Annotated in this window: 19 protein-coding genes; 12 read left to right on the top strand and 7 right to left on the bottom strand. The window is 73.3% G+C overall.

The features are described 5' to 3' along the window. The first annotated feature begins 279 nt into the window (after positions 1-279). Positions 280-1,008, top strand: a complete 729-nt coding sequence (locus KV557_RS34580) for a ZIP family metal transporter (protein WP_218205552.1) — start codon at positions 280-282, stop codon at positions 1,006-1,008. Here KV557_RS34580 and KV557_RS34575 read toward each other — a convergent pair. Both KV557_RS34575 and KV557_RS34570 read right to left on the bottom strand, forming a co-directional pair. Further along, positions 1,005-1,178, bottom strand: a complete 174-nt coding sequence (locus KV557_RS34575) for a hypothetical protein (RefSeq protein WP_218205544.1) — start codon at positions 1,176-1,178, stop codon at positions 1,005-1,007. The two genes, KV557_RS34580 and KV557_RS34575, sit on opposite strands and share 4 nt — an antisense overlap. Then, the gene (locus KV557_RS34570; RefSeq protein ID WP_218205543.1) at positions 1,175-1,720 is read right to left on the bottom strand and encodes a MarR family winged helix-turn-helix transcriptional regulator; all 546 of its coding nucleotides are present in this window, start codon (positions 1,718-1,720) and stop codon (positions 1,175-1,177) included. The genes KV557_RS34575 and KV557_RS34570 overlap by 4 nt, the downstream gene beginning before the upstream one ends. Before the next feature lie 167 nt (positions 1,721-1,887). Here KV557_RS34570 and KV557_RS34565 point away from each other — a divergent pair, with 167 nt between their 5' ends. Beyond that, a complete protein-coding gene (locus KV557_RS34565) occupies positions 1,888-2,220 on the top strand; it encodes a DUF2218 domain-containing protein (protein WP_218205542.1) in 333 nt (110 codons plus the stop codon). Here KV557_RS34565 and KV557_RS34560 read toward each other — a convergent pair. Both KV557_RS34560 and gabT read right to left on the bottom strand, forming a co-directional pair. Next, positions 2,193-3,149: a phosphatase PAP2 family protein gene (locus tag KV557_RS34560; protein ID WP_218205541.1), complete on the bottom strand. Its 957-nt coding sequence runs from the start codon at positions 3,147-3,149 to the stop codon at positions 2,193-2,195. The genes KV557_RS34565 and KV557_RS34560 overlap by 28 nt on opposite strands. Before the next feature lie 257 nt (positions 3,150-3,406). Beyond that, complete coding sequence (gene gabT / locus KV557_RS34555; protein WP_218205540.1) at positions 3,407-4,747, bottom strand: 4-aminobutyrate--2-oxoglutarate transaminase; 1,341 nt, start codon at positions 4,745-4,747, stop codon at positions 3,407-3,409. Between the two features lie 240 nt (positions 4,748-4,987). On the opposite strand from gabT, the gene KV557_RS34550 reads away from it, so the two are divergent. The 3 genes from KV557_RS34550 (at position 4,988) to KV557_RS34540 (ending at position 10,418) form a co-directional block, all read left to right on the top strand. Continuing rightward, a complete protein-coding gene (locus tag KV557_RS34550; RefSeq protein WP_218205539.1) occupies positions 4,988-7,063 on the top strand; it encodes an ATP-binding protein in 2,076 nt (691 codons plus the stop codon). A gap of 163 nt (positions 7,064-7,226) precedes the next feature. Further along, positions 7,227-8,792 carry a PucR family transcriptional regulator gene (locus tag KV557_RS34545; RefSeq protein WP_218205538.1) on the top strand — a complete coding sequence of 522 codons (1,566 nt, stop codon included), beginning with the start codon at positions 7,227-7,229 and terminating at the stop codon, positions 8,790-8,792. Between the two features lie 183 nt (positions 8,793-8,975). Continuing rightward, positions 8,976-10,418, top strand: a complete 1,443-nt coding sequence (locus tag KV557_RS34540) for an aldehyde dehydrogenase family protein (RefSeq protein WP_218205537.1) — start codon at positions 8,976-8,978, stop codon at positions 10,416-10,418. Between the two features lie 79 nt (positions 10,419-10,497). Here KV557_RS34540 and KV557_RS34535 read toward each other — a convergent pair whose 3' ends face one another. Beyond that, entirely contained in the window at positions 10,498-11,166 is a 669-nt protein-coding gene (locus KV557_RS34535) for an NAD(P)-binding oxidoreductase (RefSeq protein WP_218205536.1), read from the bottom strand. Between the two features lie 180 nt (positions 11,167-11,346). On the opposite strand from KV557_RS34535, the gene dxr reads away from it, so the two are divergent. The 5 genes from dxr to KV557_RS34510 all read left to right on the top strand — a co-directional run bounded on the left by dxr (position 11,347) and on the right by KV557_RS34510 (position 16,941). Beyond that, the gene (gene dxr / locus KV557_RS34530) at positions 11,347-12,576 is read left to right on the top strand and encodes a 1-deoxy-D-xylulose-5-phosphate reductoisomerase (RefSeq protein ID WP_218205535.1); all 1,230 of its coding nucleotides are present in this window, start codon (positions 11,347-11,349) and stop codon (positions 12,574-12,576) included. Positions 12,577-12,634: 58 nt separating this feature from the next. Then, complete coding sequence (locus KV557_RS34525; RefSeq protein ID WP_218205534.1) at positions 12,635-13,939, top strand: M50 family metallopeptidase; 1,305 nt, start codon at positions 12,635-12,637, stop codon at positions 13,937-13,939. A 143-nt stretch (positions 13,940-14,082) separates the two neighbouring features. Continuing rightward, a complete protein-coding gene (gene ispG / locus KV557_RS34520) occupies positions 14,083-15,243 on the top strand; it encodes a flavodoxin-dependent (E)-4-hydroxy-3-methylbut-2-enyl-diphosphate synthase (RefSeq protein ID WP_218205533.1) in 1,161 nt (386 codons plus the stop codon). Between the two features lie 144 nt (positions 15,244-15,387). Next, positions 15,388-16,281 carry a GNAT family N-acetyltransferase gene (locus KV557_RS34515; protein ID WP_256178389.1) on the top strand — a complete coding sequence of 298 codons (894 nt, stop codon included), beginning with the start codon at positions 15,388-15,390 and terminating at the stop codon, positions 16,279-16,281. Between the two features lie 102 nt (positions 16,282-16,383). Continuing rightward, positions 16,384-16,941: a GNAT family N-acetyltransferase gene (locus KV557_RS34510; RefSeq protein WP_218205532.1), complete on the top strand. Its 558-nt coding sequence runs from the start codon at positions 16,384-16,386 to the stop codon at positions 16,939-16,941. A 22-nt stretch (positions 16,942-16,963) separates the two neighbouring features. Here the strand turns inward: KV557_RS34510 and KV557_RS34505 are convergent, their stop codons facing one another. Continuing rightward, positions 16,964-17,887, bottom strand: a complete 924-nt coding sequence (locus KV557_RS34505; protein ID WP_218205531.1) for an aminoglycoside phosphotransferase family protein — start codon at positions 17,885-17,887, stop codon at positions 16,964-16,966. 294 nt (positions 17,888-18,181) lie between these two features. Continuing rightward, positions 18,182-18,646, bottom strand: coding sequence for a ferritin-like domain-containing protein (locus KV557_RS43455; protein ID WP_256178392.1), 465 nt, complete (start codon positions 18,644-18,646; stop codon positions 18,182-18,184). A gap of 915 nt (positions 18,647-19,561) precedes the next feature. Here KV557_RS43455 and rimP point away from each other — a divergent pair. Together rimP and nusA are read left to right on the top strand one after the other, a co-directional pair. After that, positions 19,562-20,116, top strand: coding sequence for a ribosome maturation factor RimP (gene rimP, locus KV557_RS34495; RefSeq protein WP_218205529.1), 555 nt, complete (start codon positions 19,562-19,564; stop codon positions 20,114-20,116). A 63-nt stretch (positions 20,117-20,179) separates the two neighbouring features. Beyond that, on the top strand, positions 20,180-21,190 hold the full coding sequence (nusA, locus tag KV557_RS34490) for a transcription termination factor NusA (RefSeq protein WP_218205528.1): 1,011 nt from the start codon (positions 20,180-20,182) through the stop codon (positions 21,188-21,190). The last annotated feature ends 107 nt before the right edge of the window (positions 21,191-21,297 follow it).

The following is a 21,297-nucleotide window of genomic DNA, read 5'->3' as shown; positions in this document are numbered from 1 at the left end:
GACGGCCCCTCCGGCGGGCGCGCCGCCACGCCCGGCCCGAGGCTGGGAAGCGGGCCCCGGCCTTGGCCGGGCACCCCGGGCGACCGCCGCTGACCGCCCGTCCGATACGGTCGGCGGTCGGCCCGGCGTCGGGCGCAACCCTGGGGGAGAGATGGGCAGAGCGGCCCGCAGACCACACGCTCGACCGAGCGCCGGACCGAGCACCAGACGGAGCACCGGCCCGACCCTGGCGGAGGCCGCCCGGTGACCGCCGTCCTGGTCGCCGCAGGCGCGTTCCTGATGACCCTGATCGGCGGCTTCGTCGCCCAGCGCACCGGCGACCGGCGCCACCTGGTGCTCGGCTTCGCCGCCGGACTGATGCTCGGCGTCGTCGTCTTCGACCTGCTGCCCGAGGCCCTGCGCCAGGCGCCCGGCGAGGTGCACGGCGTGCCGCAGGCGCTGCTGATGTTCGCGGCCGGCTTCCTCACCATCCACGTGGTGGAGCGCGCGGTCGCCATCCACCGCGGCCACGAGGGCGAGTACGCCGAGCACACCCATGGCCACCACCACGGGCACGCGGACCGCGCCGGGCACCAGGGGGTCGGCCTGACCGCCGCGCTGGCCCTGGTCGGGCACAGCGTGATGGACGGCTTCGCGATCGGCGCCGCCTTCCAGGCCGGCACCACGGTCGGCACGGTCGTCGCCATCGCCGTCGTCGCGCACGACTTCGCCGACGGCTTCAACACGTACACGATCACCCGGCTCTACGGGAACAACCGGCGGCGCGCGCTCGCCCTGCTCGCCGCGGACGCGCTCGCCCCGGTGTCCGGCGCCGCGATCACCCTGGCGTTCACCATCCCCGAGCAGATGCTCGGCCTCTACCTCGGCTTCTTCTCCGGCTTCCTGCTCTACCTGGCGACCTCCGACATCCTCCCCGAGGCCCACAGCCCGCACCCCTCGCGCAGCACCCTGCTCTGCACCCTCGCCGGGGTCGGCTTCATGTGGCTGGTGATCGGCTTCGCCACCTAACCCTCGGAGCGGCCCAGCACCGCCGACCGCTCGCGCATCGCGGCCGGCGCCGCGGCGATCGCCGGCCGCCGGCTGGCCTGGGCCCGCCAGAGCGCGCACCAGTTCGGTCTGCGGGTCAGCCCGCTCGCCGCCGGCGCCGCGCTGCTGGTGATCGCCGGGATCGGGATCACCGCGCTGCGCCCGGGGGCCCTGGCCGCCGTGGCGGGGCGGCTGCCGCGTACCGGGCCTCGGCGGCGCGCAGCACTCGCAGCAGCACGTCCTGGTCGGCCGGACTGACCTCGCCGAAGTACTCCTGCGCCACCTCGTGCCGCACCTGCCCGATCCGCCCCACCGCCGCGCGACCCGCCTCGGTCAGCAGGATCCGGACGGCGCGCCGGTCGGCCGGGTCGGGGCTGCGCTCGACCAGGCCGGCCTCCTCCAGCGCGTCGACCACCGTGGTGGCGGAGCGCGGGGCGATGTGCAGCCGGTCGGCGAGATCGCTCAGCCGCATCGCGCGGTCCGGCAGCTCGCAGCCGGGCGCGTGGGCGAGGGTGCGCAGCGCGCGGCCCTGGCCGGGGGTGATGCCGTACGGCTCCAGCCGCTCGCTGGTGCGGCGGCGGATCCGCTTGATCGCCCGGGTCATCGCGTCCGCCAGCTCGGCGGCGGTGTCCGCCGGGCCCGTCGCGGGAATGGGGGAGGAGCTCGCCGGGTCGTCGGTCGGCGTGGTGGTCATGGGCGGTCTCCTCGGCAGGCGTCCGTCCAAGCGTATCGGCCGGTCGGCGGCCCGCGGCCGGTGGCGGACGGGCGCCCGGGAAAGATGTTGAGTCAGGCTCAGTATCTGGGTTAGCGTAGCCGCAAGTGAGGGTGCCCTAAGTGCTCTCCCCGGAACCTGGAGGGCCCGTGCCCCGCTCCGAAGCCCGCGTCGCCACCGACCGCCCCGCCCGTTACGCCAAGCAGCTCGCCGCCCACCTGGGCCGCAGGATCGAGACCTCCTTCTCCGCGGAGACCGGCCGCGGCACCCTGACCTTCGGCGCCGGCACCGCCACCCTGGAGGCCCAGGCGGACGCCCTGCTGCTCACCGTCGAGGGCGAACGCGAGAACCTGCCCGGCCTTGAGGACGTCGTCGGCCGCCACCTCGTCCGCTTCGGCGCCCGCGACGAACTCGTCGTCGAATGGCACCGCGACAACGGCGAGCCCGGCCTCGTTCACCGCAACGACGAGCCGGAGGCCTGAGTCCCCGGCGCGCCCGGGGCCTGGGACTCCGCCGCACCCGAGGCCTGAGGCCCCGGTGCCCCCGGCCGGGGCAGCCAGCGGGCGAGTGCCCACAGCACCAGCGCGGCCAGGCACCAACTGGCCACCACGTCGAGCAGCCAGTGGAAGTCGCTCCACACCAGCCCCGCGCCGACCCCCGCCGCCAGCAGCACCGCCACCGCCTGCAGCCTGCGCGCCACGCGCACCCCGGCCGTCCGGGCCAGCAGCAGCACCGCAACCCCGTACGACAGGGTCGCGGTGGCGGTGTGCCCGGACGGGTACCAGCCCCACTGCCCCGGCAGCAGGGGATCCCCCAGCGGGCCCGGCCGGGCGAACGCCGCCTTGGCCGGCACCACCAGCAGCGGGATCAGGATCGCCGTCAGCACTGCCACCGGTATCGGTAGCCACCAGCGGGTTGCCCCAGCCTGGTGGAACCGCCACGCCACCAGTCCGCCCGCGGCCAGCAGCACCGGGATCGCCGGGACGGTGCTGCCCAGATCCGCCAGGACGTGGCCCAGCTGGTCGAGCACCGAGCTGTGCAGGTCGTGCCGGGCCGTCGCGACCCCGTGCCGGACCCCGCGGTCCAGCCCGAGCAGCGGCCCGTCCACCACTACCTGCCACGACACCAGCACCAGCAGCACCATCGCGACCACCGGCACCGCCGACGAAGCCGCCGCCCGGCCCAGGACGCGGAACAGCCGCCCCGGAGCAGGGGGGAGAGCTCCGGGGCGGCTCGGATGATCGCCGTTCCGTGCGCCCCGGGGGGTGTGGGTCGGACGGTCGGTCGATCGGCCTTCGGTGTGCGCCGACCCGTACGGGACGGCCTGGTTGTCCTCGCGGCCCGCGCGCGGACCCGCGCCGAACGGCGGCTCCGCGGACGGCTCCGCCAATGGCTGAGGCTCGCTGTCCATCTGCGATGACACTACGTCAACAGCCCTTCCACGCCGAGTGCCTTCAGCGATTCCGCACATCATCTTCACCGCCCCTCGGGCAACCCTCCAGCCCGGTGAACGATCACCCGACCCCGGTCCCGACCCCGCAACCGGGACACCTCCGGGGCGCAAACCGAACGGCCCGCAGGGACCTGTTGCAGGTCCCCGCGGGCCGTTCAGCGCTGTCCGGACAACCCTCCGGCGGGGGTACGCCACCCGGCGGGGCGCTCACCGCGTCAGACGGCGGCGAACGCGCCCTCCAGGATGTCCAGGCCCTCGGCCAGGAGGTGCTCCGGCATGACCAGCGGCGGCAGGAAGCGCAGCACGTTGCCGTAGGTGCCGGCGGTCAGCACCACCAGGCCCTCGGCGTGGCAGGCCTTCGCGATCGCCGCGGTGGCCTCCGCGTTCGGCTCCTTGCCGCCCGCCTTCACCAGCTCGATGGCGATCATCGCGCCGCGACCGCGGACCTCGCCGATGATGTCGAACTTCTCCTGCAGCGCCCGCAGGCGGCCCAGCATGATCTCGCCGATCCGCTGCGCCTTGCCGTTGAGGTCCTGCTCCTTCATGGTCTCGATGGCGCCCAGCGCGGCGGCGCAGGCCACCGGGTTGCCGCCGTAGGTGCCGCCCAGGCCGCCCGCGTGCGGGGCGTCCATGATCTCGGCACGGCCGGTCACCGCGGCCAGCGGCAGACCGCCGGCGATGCCCTTCGCGGTGGTGATCAGGTCCGGGACGATGCCCTCGTCCTCGCATGCGAACCACTGGCCGGTGCGGCAGAAGCCGGTCTGGATCTCGTCCGCGACGAACACGATCCCGTTGGCCTTCGCGTACTCCACGATCGCCGGCAGGAAACCCTTGGCCGGCTCGATGAAGCCGCCCTCGCCCTGGATCGGCTCGATGATGATCGCGGCGACGTTGTCCGCGCCGATCTGCTTGTTGATGATGTCGATCGCCTGCGCGGCGGCCTCGGCGGCGCAGTTCTCCGCACCGGTCAGCCAGCGGTACGGGTACGCCACCGGTACCCGGTAGATCTCCGGGGCGAACGGGCCGAAGCCCTGCTTGTACGGCATGTTCTTCGCCGTCAGGCCCATGGTCAGGTTGGTGCGGCCGTGGTAGCCGTGGTCGAACACCACGACGGCGGTGCGCTTGGTGTAGGCGCGGGCGATCTTCACCGCGTTCTCGACCGCCTCGGCGCCCGAGTTGAACAGCGCGGTGCGCTTCTCGTGGTCGCCCGGGGTCAGCTCGTTCAGCTGCTCGGCGACGGCCACGTAACCCTCGTACGGGGTCACCATGAAGCAGGTGTGGGTGAACGCGGCCAGCTGCTCGCTCGCCTTCGCCACCACGGCCTCGGCGCTGTTGCCGACGTTGGTCACGGCGATACCGGAACCGAAGTCGATCAGCGAGTTGCCGTCCACGTCCTCCAGCACGCCGCCGTTGGCACGGGACACGTACACCGGCAGGGTGGTGCCGACGCCGGCCGCCACCGCACCCAGCTTGCGGGCCTGCAGCTCCTGCGACTTCGGACCGGGGATCGCGGTGACCAGGCGGCGCTCCTGCGGGAGCGGCGTTGCGGCGCTCATGGGTTTCTCCAGACTTCTCGGCTCGGTGCTTCGCAGGCTACGGCCGCCCTCCCCGGCCGGGCATGCGCCACTCGGTAGCACTGCGCCGTCCGACTTGTCCGGCACGGCCAGCGCGGGTGGCACGACTACCCGCAGGCCCCGCTCCACTACATTGAGCGCGGGCGTGTCGCCGATACGGCGGCATGGGTATGGCGGCACCGACGGCGGTCGGGCCGGGCGGGCGAGGGAGCGGGGCCGTACATGGCACAGGACGGGGCACACCACCACGGCGATCGCACCACCGCACCCCCGCCCCCGATGCCCCACCAGCGGCTCAGCGGCCGCACCGCCGGCGGCCCTGCCTTCGACCTCCCTGCCTGGGCCTCCGCCCCGCGCCCGGAGGCCGAACCGGGCGTGTACCGGCTGGGCTACCGCCAGGTCGACCCGCAACGGGCGGAGGTGGCGACCGTGCCGACCTGGCCGCTCCTCCTGCGGGCCGGACTGAACGCGGTGGTCGGATGGCTGGCCTATGTATACGGCGTCGAGTTCGCGAAGGACGGGACGACGCTGATCGGCGTCCTTCCGTCGCAGTCGGCGTTGGTCGCGACATCGGTCGTCCTGACCCTGAACGTCCTCGTGATCGGCGTGGTCATCAAGGTCTTCGGCCGGATGGGCCGGTGGCCCGAGGTGTGGCGGCGGTACGTGGCGCCGTTGCTGTCGCGGACGGTGACGCAGGAGGAGCGCGCCGAGGAGGACCGGGCGGCGTCAGAGGCGTTGCGGCGGTCGGACCCGTGGGCCGGATTGCGGCAGGGCGGGGCGGCCGCGGCGGCGGGGCGGCTGGACGGCGAGGCGGTCGGCGACGTCGATTACGTGCGGATCCAGCGGGCGTGGGAGTCGGCGCAGGCGGATCCGGTGTTCGTCCCGGCGTTCGTCGAGCAGGTGGCGGCGCGAGGGGCGGCGGCGTTCGCGCATCCGTCCGAGGCGCGGGAGCTGCCCGGCCGGGCCGAGCGTCACGATCTGCTGCTCCGTCAGGTCTGCCTCGGCGCCACCCAGGACGTGCCGAAGAACCCGCTGTCCCACCGGGCGGCCGGGTTCGCGCTGGATCCGGCGGTGCTCGGCACCTCGCTGCTGGCGGTGGGCCCGGCTGGGACGGGGAAGACGGCGCGGCTGGCGCGGCCGGTGGCGGAGGCACTCTGTCTGCAGGCACTGGCGGGGACCGCGTGCGCGGTGGTGATCGGGGCGGCGGACGCGGACCTGGGGCCTGACGGCTGGTACGACGTGGTGATCGCTCCCGGCGACCAGGCGTCGGTGTACGGGCTGGACCTCTACGGGGCGGCGCAGGATCCGGACGAGGCGGCCGCCCGGCTGGCCGAGGCGCTGCTGCCGGACGAGCTGACGGCCCGCGCGGAGAGCGCCCGGACGGCGTTGCAGCAGGTGGTGGGCCCGTTCCACGCCGCGCACCGCCGCTACCCGGGGGTCCGGGAGCTGCGGGCGCTGCTGGGCGGTGAGGCGGACGCACTGGCGGCGCTGGTGAAGGCGCTCGGGGCGGCCGGCCGGCTGGCCGCGTACGAGCGGGACCTGGAGCACCGGGAGCGCCAGCGCGGCCGGGCGGACGATCCCGGGGCGCTGCTGGCGGACCGGCTGGCGCTGCTGGACCGGCCGGCCTTCGAGGGGGCGTTCGCGACCGACGGCACCGGCCGGCCGCCGTTCGCGATGCGGGTGCTGGACCACCCGCTGCGGGTGCGGGTGAAGCTGCCCGAGCGGAGCCACCCGGAGGCGGCGCGGATGCTGTCCCGGCTGGTGGTGGGCCAGTTCGTGCAGGCGGCCGGGGCCCGGGAGGACCGTTCGCTGTTCGCGGGCCTCGTGGTGGACGACGCCTCGGCGGCGCTGGACGCGGCGACCGTGCGCGGGGTGCAGCGGATGCGGGGCGCGAACGCGGGCGCGGTGCTGCTGCTGCGGACGCTGGTGGACCTGCCGGAGGCGCTGCGCGCGCCGCTGTTCGGTGCGGTCGGCTGCCGGATGGCGTTCCCGGGAATCGCGCCGTGGGACGGTCGGCTGTTCTCGGAGGCCTGGGGCACGCATCTGGTGCAGGAGACGGCGGTGACGCACACCCCGGACACCTCGGGCGGGGTGATAAGGCGTGCCGGGCGGTTGGGGCGGAAGGCGTTGTCGGGGACGACCGCGCAGACGGAGTCGGTGACGACGCGGGATGTGGAGCGGTTGCGGTGGTCGCCGTCGGATCTGGCGCACGCGTTGCCGGCGGGGCATGCGGTGGTGTCGTTGACGGCGGTGTCGGGGGAGCAGGTGCCGCCGTTGCTGGTGGATCTTCGGGGGTGACCGGCGGGGGCCGGGGCCGCGGGGGGAAGTCGCCTTCGAGGTGGATTCGGCAGTACGGGTTGTCCGGGGCGTCCATAATGAAGGGGAGAGACCCTCACCGGATCCACTGCCCTCTCCTCGCCCGGCCGCACTGGCGCGGTCGGGTCGTTCCCCCGAAGGTGCCATGCCTCCCACACTCGCCTCCGTCGTCCGCAACAGTTCGCTCCATCTGACGGTTCTCGCCGGCGCGGACCATCTGGAGCGGCCGGTCCGCTGGGTGCACACCAGCGAGCTGGACGACCCGACGCCGTTCCTGGAGGGTGGCGAGCTGCTGCTCACCACCGGGATCAAGCTGGGCCGGACCGCCGCGCAGTTGCAGGCGTACGTGCACCGGCTGGCCGATGCCGGGGTGGTGGGGCTGGGGCTGGGGGTGGGGTTGTCGCACACGGAGGTGCCGCAGCCGCTGGTGGACGCGGCGGCGCAGCGCGGGCTGCCTCTGCTGCGGGTGCCGGAGCCGACGCCGTTCATCGCGATCAGCAAGGTGGTGTCGGCGGCGCTGGCCGCGGAGCAGTACGAGGCGGTGACGACGAGCTTCGAGGCGCAGGAGGAGCTGACCCGGGCGGCGCTCGGCAAGGACGGCACGACGGCCGTGGTGCGCCGGCTGGCGGCCCGGCTGGGCGGTTGGGCGGCGCTGTACGACGGGTCGGGTGCGCTGTCCGTGGTGGCGCCGGACTGGGCGGCTCGCCGGGCGGGGCGGCTGGCGGCGGAGGTGGACCGGCTGCGGCGGCGTCCGGCGCCGTCGAGTGCCGCGCTGCAGGGGCGGTCGCCGGGGATAGACACGGCGGACGAGGACTACGTGGTGGTCCAGTCGCTGGGGGCGGACCGGCGGGCCCGGGGTTTCCTGGCGGTGGGGACCGAGGACCGGATCACGCCGACCGAGCGGTACGTGCTGAACGCGGCGGTGGCGCTGCTGACCCTCACCCTGGAGCGCTCGCGCGAGCTGCGGCAGGCGGAGGAGCGGATGGGTGCGGCGCTGCTGCGGATGGTGCTGGCGGGCGAGGTGGCGACGGCCCGGCAGGTGGCGGTGGGGCTGTTCGGCGGCCTGCCGGAGGGGACGATACGGGTTCTGGTGGCCGGGGCCGGGCCGAGTGCGGATGCCGCGGAGGCGCTGGCGGAGCTGGCCGACCGGGCGGAGCAGGCGGGTTCCCGGGTGGGCGAGAAGCTGCTGGTGGCGCGCGAGGAGGGTGCGCACGGGCCGCGGCTGATGGTGCTGGCGCTGGACCACGGCGCGGTGCACCGGGCCTGCCTGGGCGTGGTGGAGGAGCACGAGGGCCTGTCGCTGGGGGCGTCGGCGCCGGCCGCCCTGGAGGAGGCGGGGACGGCGCACGCGCAGGCCGAGCGGGCACTGGCAGTGGCGCTGCGCGGTGGCCGCCGGTCGGTGGACCACGAGGAGGTCGGTGCGGGTTCGCTGCTGCCGCTGCTGGGGGAGGACGCGGTGACGGCGTTCGCGGAGGGGCTGCTGCGGCCGCTGCGTGAGCACGACCGGACGGCCCGCGGTGATCTGGTGGCGTCGCTGCGGGCGTGGCTGTCCAGACACGGGCAGTGGGACGCCGCGGCGGCCGACCTGGGGGTGCACCGGCACACGCTGCGCTACCGGATGCGTCGGGTCGAGGAGCTGCTCGGGCGGTCGCTGGACGACACGGACGTGCGCATGGAGCTGTGGCTGGCGCTGCGCTCCGGCGAGGAATAGCGAGCAACAGCGGGGAGCAGCCAGGAAAGCAAGGCGCAGCAGGGCCCGGCTGGACGGGATGGAGTGGCCCCGGGGCCGAACGCTCCTCGGCGGCCAATCCGGTCGGCGCGCCGCCGCACCTACCCTCGGGTTCGGGCCCACGTTCGTGGGCCGGACGACGACGAGGGAAGGGCCGGTACCACGGTGACCACCACGTACGATTTCTGGCTCGCCGGCCGCCGGGCGAGCGGCGACGCCGACTTCGAGGTGCACAACAGCTGGGACGGCCGTCTGGTCGGCAAGGTGAGCATCCCGACCGAGGCCCAGGTCGAGGAGGCGCTGGACGCCGCCGTCGCCGCGCTGCCGGTGTTCGCCGCGACCCCGGCGCACGTGCGCGCCGCCGCGCTGGACCATGTGGCCAAGCGCCTGGCCGAGCGCACCGAGGAGATCGCCCAGCTGATCACCGCCGAGAACGGCAAGCCGATCAAGTGGGCCCGCGGTGAGGTGGGCCGGGCCGTCTCCGTCTTCCGCTGGGCCGCCGAGGAGGCGCGCCGTACCAATGGCGAGACGATGCGGCTGGACACCGACCCGGGCGGCGTGGGCCGTTTCGCGGTGGTGCGCCGCTTCCCGCGCGGCGTGGTGCTGGGCATCGCCCCGTTCAACTTCCCGCTGAACCTGGTCGCCCACAAGGTCGCCCCGGCGATCGCGGTCGGCGCCCCGATCATCCTCAAGCCGGCCCCGGCGACCCCGCTGTCGGCGATGGTGCTGGGCGAGATCCTGGCCGAGACCGAGCTGCCGGCCGGTTCGTGGAGCATCCTGCCGGTGCCGAACGACCGGATGCCGGCGCTGGTCCAGGACAAGCGCCTGCCGGTGATCTCCTTCACCGGTTCGGACAAGGTCGGCTACCAGATCATGGACTCGGTGCCGCGCAAGCACTGCACCCTTGAGCTGGGCGGCAACGCCGCGGCCGTGGTGCTCGCCGACTGGTCCTCGGACGCCGACCTGGACTGGGCGGCCACCCGGATCGCGATGTTCGCCAACTACCAGGGCGGCCAGTCCTGCATCTCGGTGCAGCGGGTGATCGCCGACGCGTCGGTGTACGACGCGCTGGTGGAGAAGGTCGTCGCCAAGGTGAAGGCCCAGGTCACCGGCGACCCGAACGACGACGCGACGGACGTCGGCCCGCTGGTGGACGAGAACGCCGCGAAGCGCGTGGAGTCCTGGGTGGACGACGCGGTCGCCAAGGGCGCCAAGGTGCTGGCCGGCGGTACCCGCGAGGGCGCGACCTACGCCCCGACCGTGCTGGCCGAGCTGCCGGCCGACGCGATCCTGGCCAAGGCCGAGGCGTTCGGCCCGGTCCTGTCGCTGCACCGGGTGGACGGCACGGACGAGGCGTTCGCGGCCGTCAACGACTCGCCGTTCGGTCTCCAGGCGGGCGTGTTCACGCACGACCTGCAGACCGCCTTCCGCGCACACCGGGAGCTGGAGGTCGGCGGTGTGATCATCGGCGACGCGCCGTCCTACCGCGCCGACCAGATGCCGTACGGCGGCGTCAAGGACTCGGGCGTCGGCCGCGAGGGCGTCAAGTACGCGATGGGCGACTACACCGTCGAGAAGGTCATGGTCCTCACCGGCCTGGACCTCTGATCCACGCCTGATCCACGTCGTACGGAGGGCCCGGTTCGCCGAACCGGGCCCTCCGCGCGCTCCCGGGGCCGGGTCCGGGTCAGCCGTTGTGCCCGGCGGCGACGGCGACGGCCTCCTCGACCGTGGCGTTCCCCGCGACCAGCTCAAGGGTCTGCCCGGCGGTGCCCGGCTCGCGCAGCAGGGCGGCCAGGACGGCGGCCACATCGGCCCGGTCCACGGCGCCGCGCCCGACCTTGGCGGCGAGCCGGACCAGGCCGGTGCCGGGGCCGTCGGTGAGCCGCCCTGGGCGCAGCACCGTCCAGTCGAGCGCGGTGCGGGCCCGGACGGCGTCGTCGGCGGCGCCCTTGGCCCGCAGGTAGGTCTCGAAGACGTCGTCGGCGGGGTAGTGGGCGTCGGCGTCGGCGCCCATCGAGGAGACCATCAGGTAGCGGCGGACGCCGGCGAGTTCGGCGGCGTCGGCGAGCAGCACGGCGGCGTCGCGGTCGACGGTGTTCTTGCGGGCGGCGCCGCTGCCCGGTCCGGCGCCGGCGGCGAAGACCACGGCGTCGGCGCCGGTGAGCAGCGGGGCGAGTTCTGCGGCGGTGGCGGATTCCAGGTCGATCAGCAGCGGCTCGGCGCCCGCGTCCACGAGGTCCTGGGCCTGTTCGGGGCGGCGGATGATCCCGGCGGGGCGGTCGCCGCGTTCGGCGAGCAGCCGTTCGAGTTTCAGCGCGATCTGTCCGTGGCCCCCGGCGATGACGGTACGCATGGCTCCGACGGTAGCCGCGGCGCGCGGTGGCGTCATGCGGAGTGGCGTCATGCGGAGTGGCGTCATGAGGAGGGGCGTCATGCGGAGTGGCGTCATGCCGAGGGGCGTTCTGAGGAGGGGCGTCATACGGGAGTGCCGAGCCGGGCACGAGGAGGTCCCCGGGCAGGACACAATGGGCGCATGACTTCGCTCGCCCACCCGCAGCTGCGTTTCACGCCCACCGTGCAGGATCCGTCCGGCCCCCGGGAGCTGGTGATCCTCGGTTCCACCGGGTCGATCGGCACCCAGGCCATCGACGTGGTGCTCCGCAACCCGGACCGCTTCCGGGTGGTCGCCCTGTCGGCGGCCGGCGGCCGGGTGGAGCTGCTCGCCGAGCAGGCGCTGCAGCTGGGCGTGCACACGGTGGCGGTGGCCGATCCGACGGCCGAGCCGGCGCTGCGCGAGGCGCTGGCGGCGAAGGCGGCGGGCCGTCCGCTGCCGGCCGTGCTGGCCGGCCCGGACGCGGCGACCGAGCTGGCGGCCATGGAGTGCCACTCGGTGCTGAACGGCATCACCGGGTCGATCGGGCTGCGGCCGACGCTGGCCGCGCTGCGGGCGGGCCGGGTGCTGGTGCTGGCCAACAAGGAGTCGCTGATCGTCGGCGGCCCGCTGGTGAAGGCCGTGGCGCAGCCGGGGCAGATCGTGCCGGTGGACTCCGAGCACGCCGCGCTGTTCCAGGCGCTGGCCGGCGGCACCCGGGCCGAGGTCCGCAAGCTGGTGGTGACGGCGAGCGGCGGGCCGTTCCGTACCCGGACCCGTGAGCAGCTGGCCGGGGTGACCCCCCAGGACGCGCTCGCGCACCCGACCTGGGCGATGGGCCCGGTCGTCACGATCAACTCGGCCACCCTGGTCAACAAGGGCCTGGAGGTGATCGAGGCGCACCTGCTGTACGACGTCCCGTTCGACCGGATCGAGGTCGTGGTCCATCCGCAGTCGGCGGTGCACTCGATGGTGGAGTTCGCCGACGGTTCGACGCTGGCGCAGGCGAGCCCGCCGGACATGCGGATGCCGATCGCGCTGGGTCTGGGCTGGCCGGACCGGGTGCCGGACGCCGCCCCCGGTTGCGACTGGACGAAGGCCGCCACCTGGGAGTTCTTCCCGCTGGACAACGAGGCCTTCCCGGCGGTCGAGCTGGCCCGCGAGGTGGGCTCGCTGGGCGGCACCGTCCCGGCGGTGTTCAACGCGGCCAACGAGGAGTGCGTGGAGGCATTCCTGAAGGGCCGCCTCGCTTTCACGGGAATCGTGGACACTGTTGCCAAGGTCGTGGCCGAGCACGGCACGCCAGTGGCGGGAACTTCCCTGACCGTCGAGGACGTCCTGCACGCGGAGGACTGGGCCCGCGCCCGGGCCCGCGAGCTGGCGGCCGGCTGACGGCCCCGGTCACAGTAGGACGAGACGATGAGCGGAGCGGCATGACGGAGGACCAACGGTGGCAACGGTTTTGACGGTGGTCGGCATCCTGGTCTTCGTGCTCGGGCTGCTCATCTCGATCGCCTGGCACGAACTCGGCCACCTCTCCACGGCCAAGCTCTTCGGCATCCGGGTGCCGCAGTACATGGTCGGCTTCGGCCCGACCCTGTGGTCGCGCCAGAAGGGCGAGACCGAGTACGGCATCAAGGCCATTCCGTTCGGCGGGTACATCCGGATGATCGGGATGTTCCCGCCGGGCGAGGACGGCCGGATCACCAAGCGCAGCAGCTCGCCCTGGCGGACCATGATCGAGGACGCCCGGGAGGCCTCCTACGAGGAGCTCCAGGAGGGTGACGAGCACCGGCTCTTCTACACGCGCAAGCCGTGGAAGCGTGTCATCGTCATGTTCGCCGGGCCGTTCATGAACCTGATCCTGGCGTTCGGGCTCTTCCTGACGGTCATGATGGGCTTCGGCGTCTCCATGAACGTGCCGACGGTCAGCACCGTCGCCCAGTGCATCGTCAAGGCGGGTCAGCCCACCGACAACTGCCCGGCGGACGCCCCGCAGACCCCGGCCGCCAAGGCGGAGCTGAAGGCCGGGGACAAGATCCTCTCCTTCGACGGCGACCGGATCAGCACCTACGACCAGCTCCAGGCGGACATCCGCAAGTCGGCCGGCAAGACCGTGCCGATCGTGGTCGAGCGGGGCGGGCAGCAGCTCACCCTCAATCCGACCATTGCGGTCAACGACGTCCAGAAGTACGACGGGAACGGCATTCCGCTCAAGGGCCAGACCGTCCAGGCCGGGTTCCTCGGGTTCACCCCGGCGAGTGGTGTCGTCCAGCTGGGGTTCGGGCAATCCCTCGACCGGATGTACGGCATGGCGGAGAACGGCGTGAAGTCGCTGATCGCCCTGCCCGGCAAGATCCCCGGGCTCTGGAACGCCGTCGTGGGCGACGCCCCGCGCGACCCGGACTCGCCGATCGGCATGGTCGGTGCGGCCCGGGTGAGCGGCGAGGTCTTCTCGCTCGACATCCCGGGCACCCAGCGGATCGCGTTCTTCGTGAACCTGCTGGCCGGCATCAACCTGTCGCTCTTCCTGTTCAACATGCTCCCGCTGCTCCCGCTGGACGGCGGCCACGTTGCGGGAGCCGTCTGGGAGTCGATCCGCCGCCGCTTCGCACAGCTGTTCAACCGGCCCGACCCGGGCCCGTTCGACGTCGCCCGGCTCATGCCCCTGGCGTACGTCGTGGCCAGCATCTTCATCGGCTTCACCCTGCTCGTCCTGGTTGCCGACCTGGTGAACCCGGTCAAGATCAGTTAGGGCGTTCGGGTACAGCGGGTGTGCTGGGCTGCATCCCCGTGCCGTACCGTGGAGGCCGGGTGCGCGATTGTTGCGCGCCCGGCCTCGGCCGTCTCATCGGCCGGGCGGTCGACCACACCTCAACCCCGGGGAACCCTGCGCACATGACCGCGATCTCGCTCGGTATTCCGTCCCTGCCGCTCAAGCCGCTGGCCAAGCGCCGCGTATCCCGGCAGATCATGGTCGGCAACGTCCCGGTCGGCGGTGACGCCCCCGTCTCGGTACAGTCGATGACCACCACCGTGACCTCGGACATCAACGCGACGCTGCAGCAGATCGCCCAGCTCACCGCCTCCGGCTGCCAGATCGTCCGGGTCGCCGTCCCCTCCCAGGACGACGCCGACGCGCTGCCGATCATCGCCAAGAAGTCGCAGATCCCGGTCATCGCCGACATCCACTTCCAGCCGAAGTACGTCTTCGCCGCGATCGACGCCGGCTGCGCCGCGGTCCGCGTCAACCCGGGCAACATCAAGGCCTTCGACGACAAGGTCGGCGAGATCGCCAAGGCCGCCCGGGAGGCCGGCGTGCCGATCCGGATCGGCGTCAACGCCGGCTCGCTCGACAAGCGCCTGCTGGAGAAGTACGGCCGGGCCACCCCCGAGGCGCTGGTCGAGTCCGCGCTCTGGGAGTGCTCGCTGTTCGAGGAGCACGACTTCCGCGACATCAAGATCTCGGTCAAGCACAACGACCCGGTCGTGATGATCAACGCCTACCGCCAGCTCGCCGCCGCCTGCGACTACCCGCTGCACCTCGGCGTCACCGAGGCCGGCCCGGCGTTCCAAGGCACCATCAAGTCCGCGGTCGCCTTCGGCGCGCTGCTCGCCGAAGGCATCGGCGACACCATCCGGGTCTCGCTCTCCGCCCCGCCGGCCGAGGAGATCAAGGTCGGCAACCAGATCCTGGAGTCCCTCGGCCTGCGCCAGCGCGGCCTGGAGATCGTCTCCTGCCCCTCCTGCGGCCGCGCCCAGGTCGACGTCTACAAGCTCGCCGAGGAGGTCACCGCCGGCCTGGAGGGCATGGAGGTGCCGCTGCGGGTCGCCGTCATGGGCTGCGTCGTCAACGGCCCCGGCGAGGCCCGCGAGGCCGACCTCGGCGTCGCCTCCGGCAACGGCAAGGGCCAGATCTTCGTCAAGGGCGAGGTCATCAAGACCGTCCCCGAGTCGAAGATCGTCGAGACCCTGATCGAGGAGGCCCTCAAGCTCGCCGAGCAGATGCAGGAGGCGGGCGTCGAGGCCGGCTCGCCGACCGTCGTCGCCGCCGAGTGACCGCCTCGTAGTTCCCGCGCGGAGTCGCCGCGCGTCGTCTTTCCGGAAGCGGGGCCGTCCGTTCGCGGACGGCCCCGCGGCCGTAGCCGGGTGGGGCCACGGAGTAGGGTGCGGCCAGAGTCGTCTCAGTGAGGTGCTGTCTCGATGCTCGATCGAGGTGTGATGCTCCCCAGCTCTTTCCAGGCCGCCCGCGCCCTGGCCACCACCCGCGTGCTGGAGCCCCCCGACCTCGCCGACGTCCTGGAGATCCTCCACCGGGACCCGGTCGCCAACGCCTTCGTCGCCACCCGCGTCGAGTCGGTCGGCCTCGACCCCTGGCGGCTCGGCGGCGAGTTGTGGGGCTGGTACGACGAGGACGGCGTCCTCGACGCGCTCTGCTACGCCGGCGCCAACCTGGTCCTGGTCAACGCCGGAGCGGAGGCCGTCGCCGCCTTCGCCGAACGCGCCCGACGGCAGGGGCGCCGCTGCTCCTCGATCGTCGGGCCGGCCGGGCCCACCTCCGCCTTCTGGGCGCTCCTGGAACGGAGTTGGGGACCGGCCCGGGAAGTCCGCGCCCATCAGCCGCTGTTGGCCACCAGGGCGCCCTCGGCGGAGATCGCGCCCGATCCGCTGGTCCGGCGGGTGCGGCGGTACGAGGTCGAGGCGTTGATGCCCGCCTGCGTGGCGATGTTCACCGAGGAGGTCGGGGTCTCGCCGCTGGCGGGTGACGGCGGTCTCCTCTATCAGGCCCGGGTGGCCGAACTCGTCTCCACCGGACGGTCGTTCGCGCGCTTCGGGGGCGACGGCCAGGTGGTGTTCAAGGCCGAGATCGGGGCCGTCACCGAGGGGGCGTGCCAGATCCAGGGGGTCTGGGTCGCGCCCGAGCACCGGGGGCAGGGGCTTTCCGAGACCGGGATGGCGGCTGTTCTCGACATCGCGCTGCGGGAGGTCGCGCCGGTGGTCTCGCTCTACGTCAACGACTTCAACCTCCGGGCGCGGGCCGCGTACCGTCGGGTCGGCTTCTGTGAGGTCGGCGCGTTCATGAGTGTTCTGTTCTGACCGTGCTGTTCTGACCGTTCTGTCGTTGTGGTCGGCTCTCTCGCCGTGGTCGGTTTCGATCTCCGCCCGCAGTCGGTGGCCCCGGGTAGTAACGTCCGGGGCATGGATCAGCTGACCGGGGTGACGATCGAGGCCATCGACCTTGCGGCCTGGGCGCCGCAGGCGCTCGATGTCCAGGCGGTGGCGTTCGGGCTGACGCCCGAGGAGGTCGCGGTCCGGCTGCACATCGTCGGGCGGCACGCCCAGCAGCCCGGGGTGATCGCCCTCGGTGCGATGAGCGGCGGTCGGCTGGTCGGCTTCGGCTACGGCATGCCCAACCGGCGCGAGCACTGGTGGAGCACCGTCATCGAGCCCTATCTGGTGTCCCGGGGGTACGGGGACTGGCTGGACGGGGTGTTCGCCATCACCGAGCTGCACGTGCTGCCCGAGTACCAGGGCCAGGGCATCGGCTCCCGGCTGATCCGTACGCTCTGCGAGCGCTCGGGCCTCGACCGCAGCATCCTCTCCGCGATCGACGCCGAGACGCCTGCCCGGCGGCTCTACCGCTCCCTCGGTTACCAGGACCTCGCCCGTGCGGTGCGGTTCCCCGCCACGGACCGGCTTTACGCGGTGATGGGGGCTCGGCTTCCGCTGCGGGAGCCTCGTGTGGCGGAGGCGTAGGCGGGGCTTGGACGGGGCCTGGCTAGACGGCTCCGGCGAACTCCAGGTAGAGCTCGGCGTCCTCCCGGCGGCCGGCGGCCAGGGCGCGCAGGGCCAGGTCGACGGCGCGGAACAGGGTCCAGCCGCGGAGGCGGTCCCGGTCCACCTCCAGTGCGTCGGAGAGCTGCTGGATCCGTCGGCGGACGGCTGCGGGCACGCCCGGGGAGCCGACCAGGGTGTCCGCCCGGTCGAGCACCAGCCGGGCCAGGTCGAAGGCCCGCTCGCCGGCGAGGGGACGCGGGTCGATCGCCAGCCAGGGGGCGCGGTCGGCGGCGAGCACGTTGCCGTGGTGGAAGTCGCCGTGCAGCAGGTAGGTCTCGGAGGCGGAGGCCGCCAGGCCTTCGGCGGTCTCCAGGGCCTCGGTGACCAGCGGCCCGGCCTCTTTCGCACCGGGGAGGGTGCGGCGCTCGCGCAGGTGGTCGGAGGTTTCGGTGATCCGGTCGGCGAGGGTGGGGAACGGGTGCCCCTCGGGCAGAGCCCCCCAGAGCCGGTGCAGCAGGCTGGTCGCCTCCAGCATCGCCTTCGCCTCGGCGAGTGACCGCAGGGGGATGTCGCCGTGCAGGCGCTCCAGCAGCAGGACTCCCTCGGCGGGGACGGCGTCCAGGAGAAGGACGGCGCCGCGGCCGGCCCAGTGCGAAAGTGCGGCGTGCTCCGCGGCCGTCTCCGGGGTGACCAGGCCGGCCTTGAGGACGGCGGGGGAGAGGTCGTCGCGGTGGACGTAGGCGATCAGGCTCAGGCTGCCGCCCGGATCGAGGACGCGCTCCAGGGTGAGGTTCCAGCGCTCCAGGTAACCGGCCACCTGCGTGGGCAGGTCGGCCAGCCACTGCTGGGCTGCCGCGCCCTCGGATGCGCCGACACTCCGTGTCAGCCATGTGGGGACGGTGATCTGTGCTGATGCTCCCGACATGCCGGCCTTCCGGTTGGTGGTCCCCCGTTGGTACTACGGGTCCATTGTCGGACATGGGGGCGAAAGTGCAGGTCAGTGAAGCGGGGGGTGGGGGTGGTGGGGTGGGGGCTCTCGGGAGGGTGGGTGCGGGGGCGGCTCCGGGGGTGGCCGCTCCGGGGGCTGGATGATTCTCCGACTGCCGAGGGTGGCGGGCGTGGGTGGGGTGGTGCGGGTGGTTGGGGGGGTGGTTCTTTTTGCGGGCGCGTGGGCTTCGTCACGCGCCCGCCAGGGTGCCGCGGCCGCAGCGCCTCTAGGTCAGGGGGTGGGGGTCGGGGTGGCGGATGCAGGCGTCGTGGGGGCTGGGGCCGGGAGGCCTGGGAACGGGGTGGGGGCGGCGCCCCAGTGGCGGGCGCGGGCGGCGGATTCGCGCAGGGCTTCGGCGGCGGTGGGCCGCTGTGGGGCGGGCACGGCGGCGACCAGGTCTGCGTAGACGGTGGTGAGCCGGGTCTCTATGTGGGCGGCGAGTCGGGTGGCGCCGGCTGCGTCGGTGACGGCGAACGGCAGCTGGTAGCCGGCGGCTGCCGCGCTGGGGGTGGCGCCCACGCTACCGAGGAGGCGTTGCCAGGCGTCCCGGCGGGCCTGGTGGGCGGCGTAGGCCGTTCGGGCGTCGGCGCGCTGCTGGTCGTCGGGGAGCCGCGCGCCGACCACCCCGTAACCGTAGATCGCGGCGTGCTCGGCACTCAGTGCGCCTTGGAGGGCGGTGAGGGCGTCGCTGCCCAGGGCCGGGCCGGCGGCGGAGGCGCTCGGGCTCTCCGAGGGCGAGGCGGCGGGGGTGGGCGGGGGAGTGGTGTCGCCGAGGGCGGTGGCGTGCAGGGCGCCGCAGGCGGAGACGGCGGCGAGCAGTCGGGCCAGCTGGGGTGAGGCGGCGCCGAGGTCGGCGAGGCGGGTCTGTGCGGTCTGGCGTTCGAGGGTGGCGAGAGCGGCGACGGTGGTGATCGCGGTCGGGGAGGGGAAGGGGGACGGGGAGCTGGAGGGGGTGGGGGAGGAGGGGGCGGAAGGGGAAGCGGGGGAAGTGGTGCCGGACGTGGATGGTGTGGCTGTGGGCAGGCCGGTTGCCAGGGCTGCCCGGTGTTGGGCCACCTCCGCTCGCAGCGGCTGGAGCTGTGCCGCCTGCCCGGCGCCCGGGCCGGCTAGCAGGGTGTCGTATCCGGCGAGCAGGGTGTCGGTGGTGGCGACCGCGCGGAGCCGGAGGGGCTCGTCCGGGTCGGGGCGGCGGTCGTTGGTGCGGCCCTGGTCGGCGTTGTGGTGGGAGTCGGTGCAGGCGGTGAGGGCGCCGCCGGTGGTGAGGAGCAGCCCTAGGGCCAGGAAGGTCCGTCGGCTGGGCGGCTGCATCGGTGTCACTCCGGGGCGTGTACGGGAGGACGGCCTCCCCGCCTCCCCTCGTTGGCGTGAATGATTACAGAATCCCCACGTTTTCGGGCAGGGATTCGGGGTGGGAGCCGTTGTGCGGGCGGGTGTGAGCTTGCTCGCAGTGGGTGTCGCCCGGCCGGTGGGGGGTGGTCCGGAATCGGTGGTTCGTGGCATCACCGGCTAGGCTTTGGGCCGAGCTGCCGTGACCCGGTGTGCGCCGGACCGGCGCCGGGGGTGCGGAGCGACCTTCTGACAACAGCAGACGCGGCCGAGGAGTCCACCCGGATGAGCACCACCCACACCGACCGGCTGCGCGCGTTGCTGGAGCCGCTGGCCGCGCAGGCGGGCCTGGATCTGGAGGACGTCCGGGTCACCCGGGCGGGCAACCGCCGCCAGGTGCAGATCGACGTCGACACCGACGGCGGCGTGGACATGGACGCCATCGCCGAGTTCAGCCGTGTGGTGGGCGAGGCCCTGGACGAGTCGGACCTGATGGGTGACGGCGCGTACCTGCTGGAGGTCGGTTCCCCGGGGGCGGAGCGTCCGCTGGTCCTGCCCCGGCACTGGCAGCGCGCGGAGGGCCGGCTGGCCAAGATCCACCTGGTCGACGGCGGGGAGATCGTCGCCCGGGTGCTGGAGGCGGACGAGGACGGCGCGCTGGTCGAGGTGCAGCCGGTGAAGGGCCGGGGCCGCCCGAAGGAGCGTCGGCTGGAGTACGCCGAGGTGGCCCGGGCGCGCGTCCAGGTCGAGTTCAACCGCCAGGACGACAAGCTCCTCGACGAGGCCGCGGACTTCGCGGACGACGACGCCTCCGAGGAGGGGGACGACGGTGCGGAGTGACATCCGCACGGGGGCCCTGGACCACAGCATGATGAACGTGACGAAAGACGAGGAGGCGTAGCCGTGGACATCGACATGAGTGCCCTGCGCACGCTGGTCAACGAGAAGAACATCCCCTTCGACCTGCTGGTCGAGTCGATCGAGTCCGCCCTCCTCACCGCGTACCACCGCACCGAGGGCTCGCGCCGCCGCGCCCGGGTGCACCTGGACCGCAAGAGCGGCCATGTCACCGTGTGGGCGATGGAGGACCCGGCGGAGCTGGAGGAGGGTGTCGAGCCGAAGGAGTTCGACGACACCCCGAACGGCTTCGGCCGGATCGCGTCCAGCATTGGCATCCAGGTGATGATGCAGCGTCTGCGCGACGCCGCCGACGACCAGACCTTCGGCGAGTACGCGGGCAAGGAGGGCGACATTGTCACCGGTGTCGTCCAGCAGGGCAACGACCCGAAGAACGTGCTCGTGGACATCGGCAAGCTGGAGGCCATCCTGCCGCCGCAGGAGCAGGTCCCGGGCGAGGACTACCGGCACGGCACCCGGCTGAAGTGCTACGTCGTGGCGGTGCGCCGCGGTGTCCGCGGGGCGTCGGTGACGCTGTCGCGGACGCACCCGAACCTGGTGAAGAAGCTGTTCGCGCTGGAGGTCCCGGAGATCGCGGACGGCAGTGTGGAGATCGCCGCGATCGCCCGTGAGGCCGGCCACCGCACCAAGATCGCGGTCTGGTCGCGCCGGGCCGGGCTGAACGCCAAGGGCGCCTGCATCGGCCCGATGGGCTCCCGGGTGCGCGCGGTGATGGGCGAGCTGCACGGCGAGAAGATCGACATCGTCGACTGGTCGGAGGACCCGCGGGAGATGGTTGCCGCGGCGCTGTCCCCCGCTCGGGTGACGAGCGTGGAGATCGTGGACGCCGTCCAGCGCTCCGCCCGGGTGATCGTGCCGGACTACCAGCTGTCGCTGGCGATCGGCAAGGAGGGGCAGAACGCCCGCCTCGCCGCCCGTCTCACCGGCTGGCGGATCGACATCCGGCCGGACACCGAGGGGCAGCCGGAGGACGCCGGCCGCCCTGGTGACCAGTAAAACGCTGGCGGCCGAGCGGTCATCAGTGTTGTCCTGGGCGTCCCCGCTGGTCCTCCTGGGATCGGCGGGGCGGCGCCATGTTCCTTCGGAGGGGTAGACTTGCCTTC

Origin of the sequence: Kitasatospora aureofaciens, from assembly GCF_019192735.1 — a bacterium.
In the GTDB taxonomy this organism is placed as follows: domain Bacteria; phylum Actinomycetota; class Actinomycetes; order Streptomycetales; family Streptomycetaceae; genus Kitasatospora; species Kitasatospora aureofaciens_A.
The sequence above is the reverse complement of the archived record's forward strand: the minus strand, read 5'-3'. Positions and strand labels throughout refer to the sequence as shown.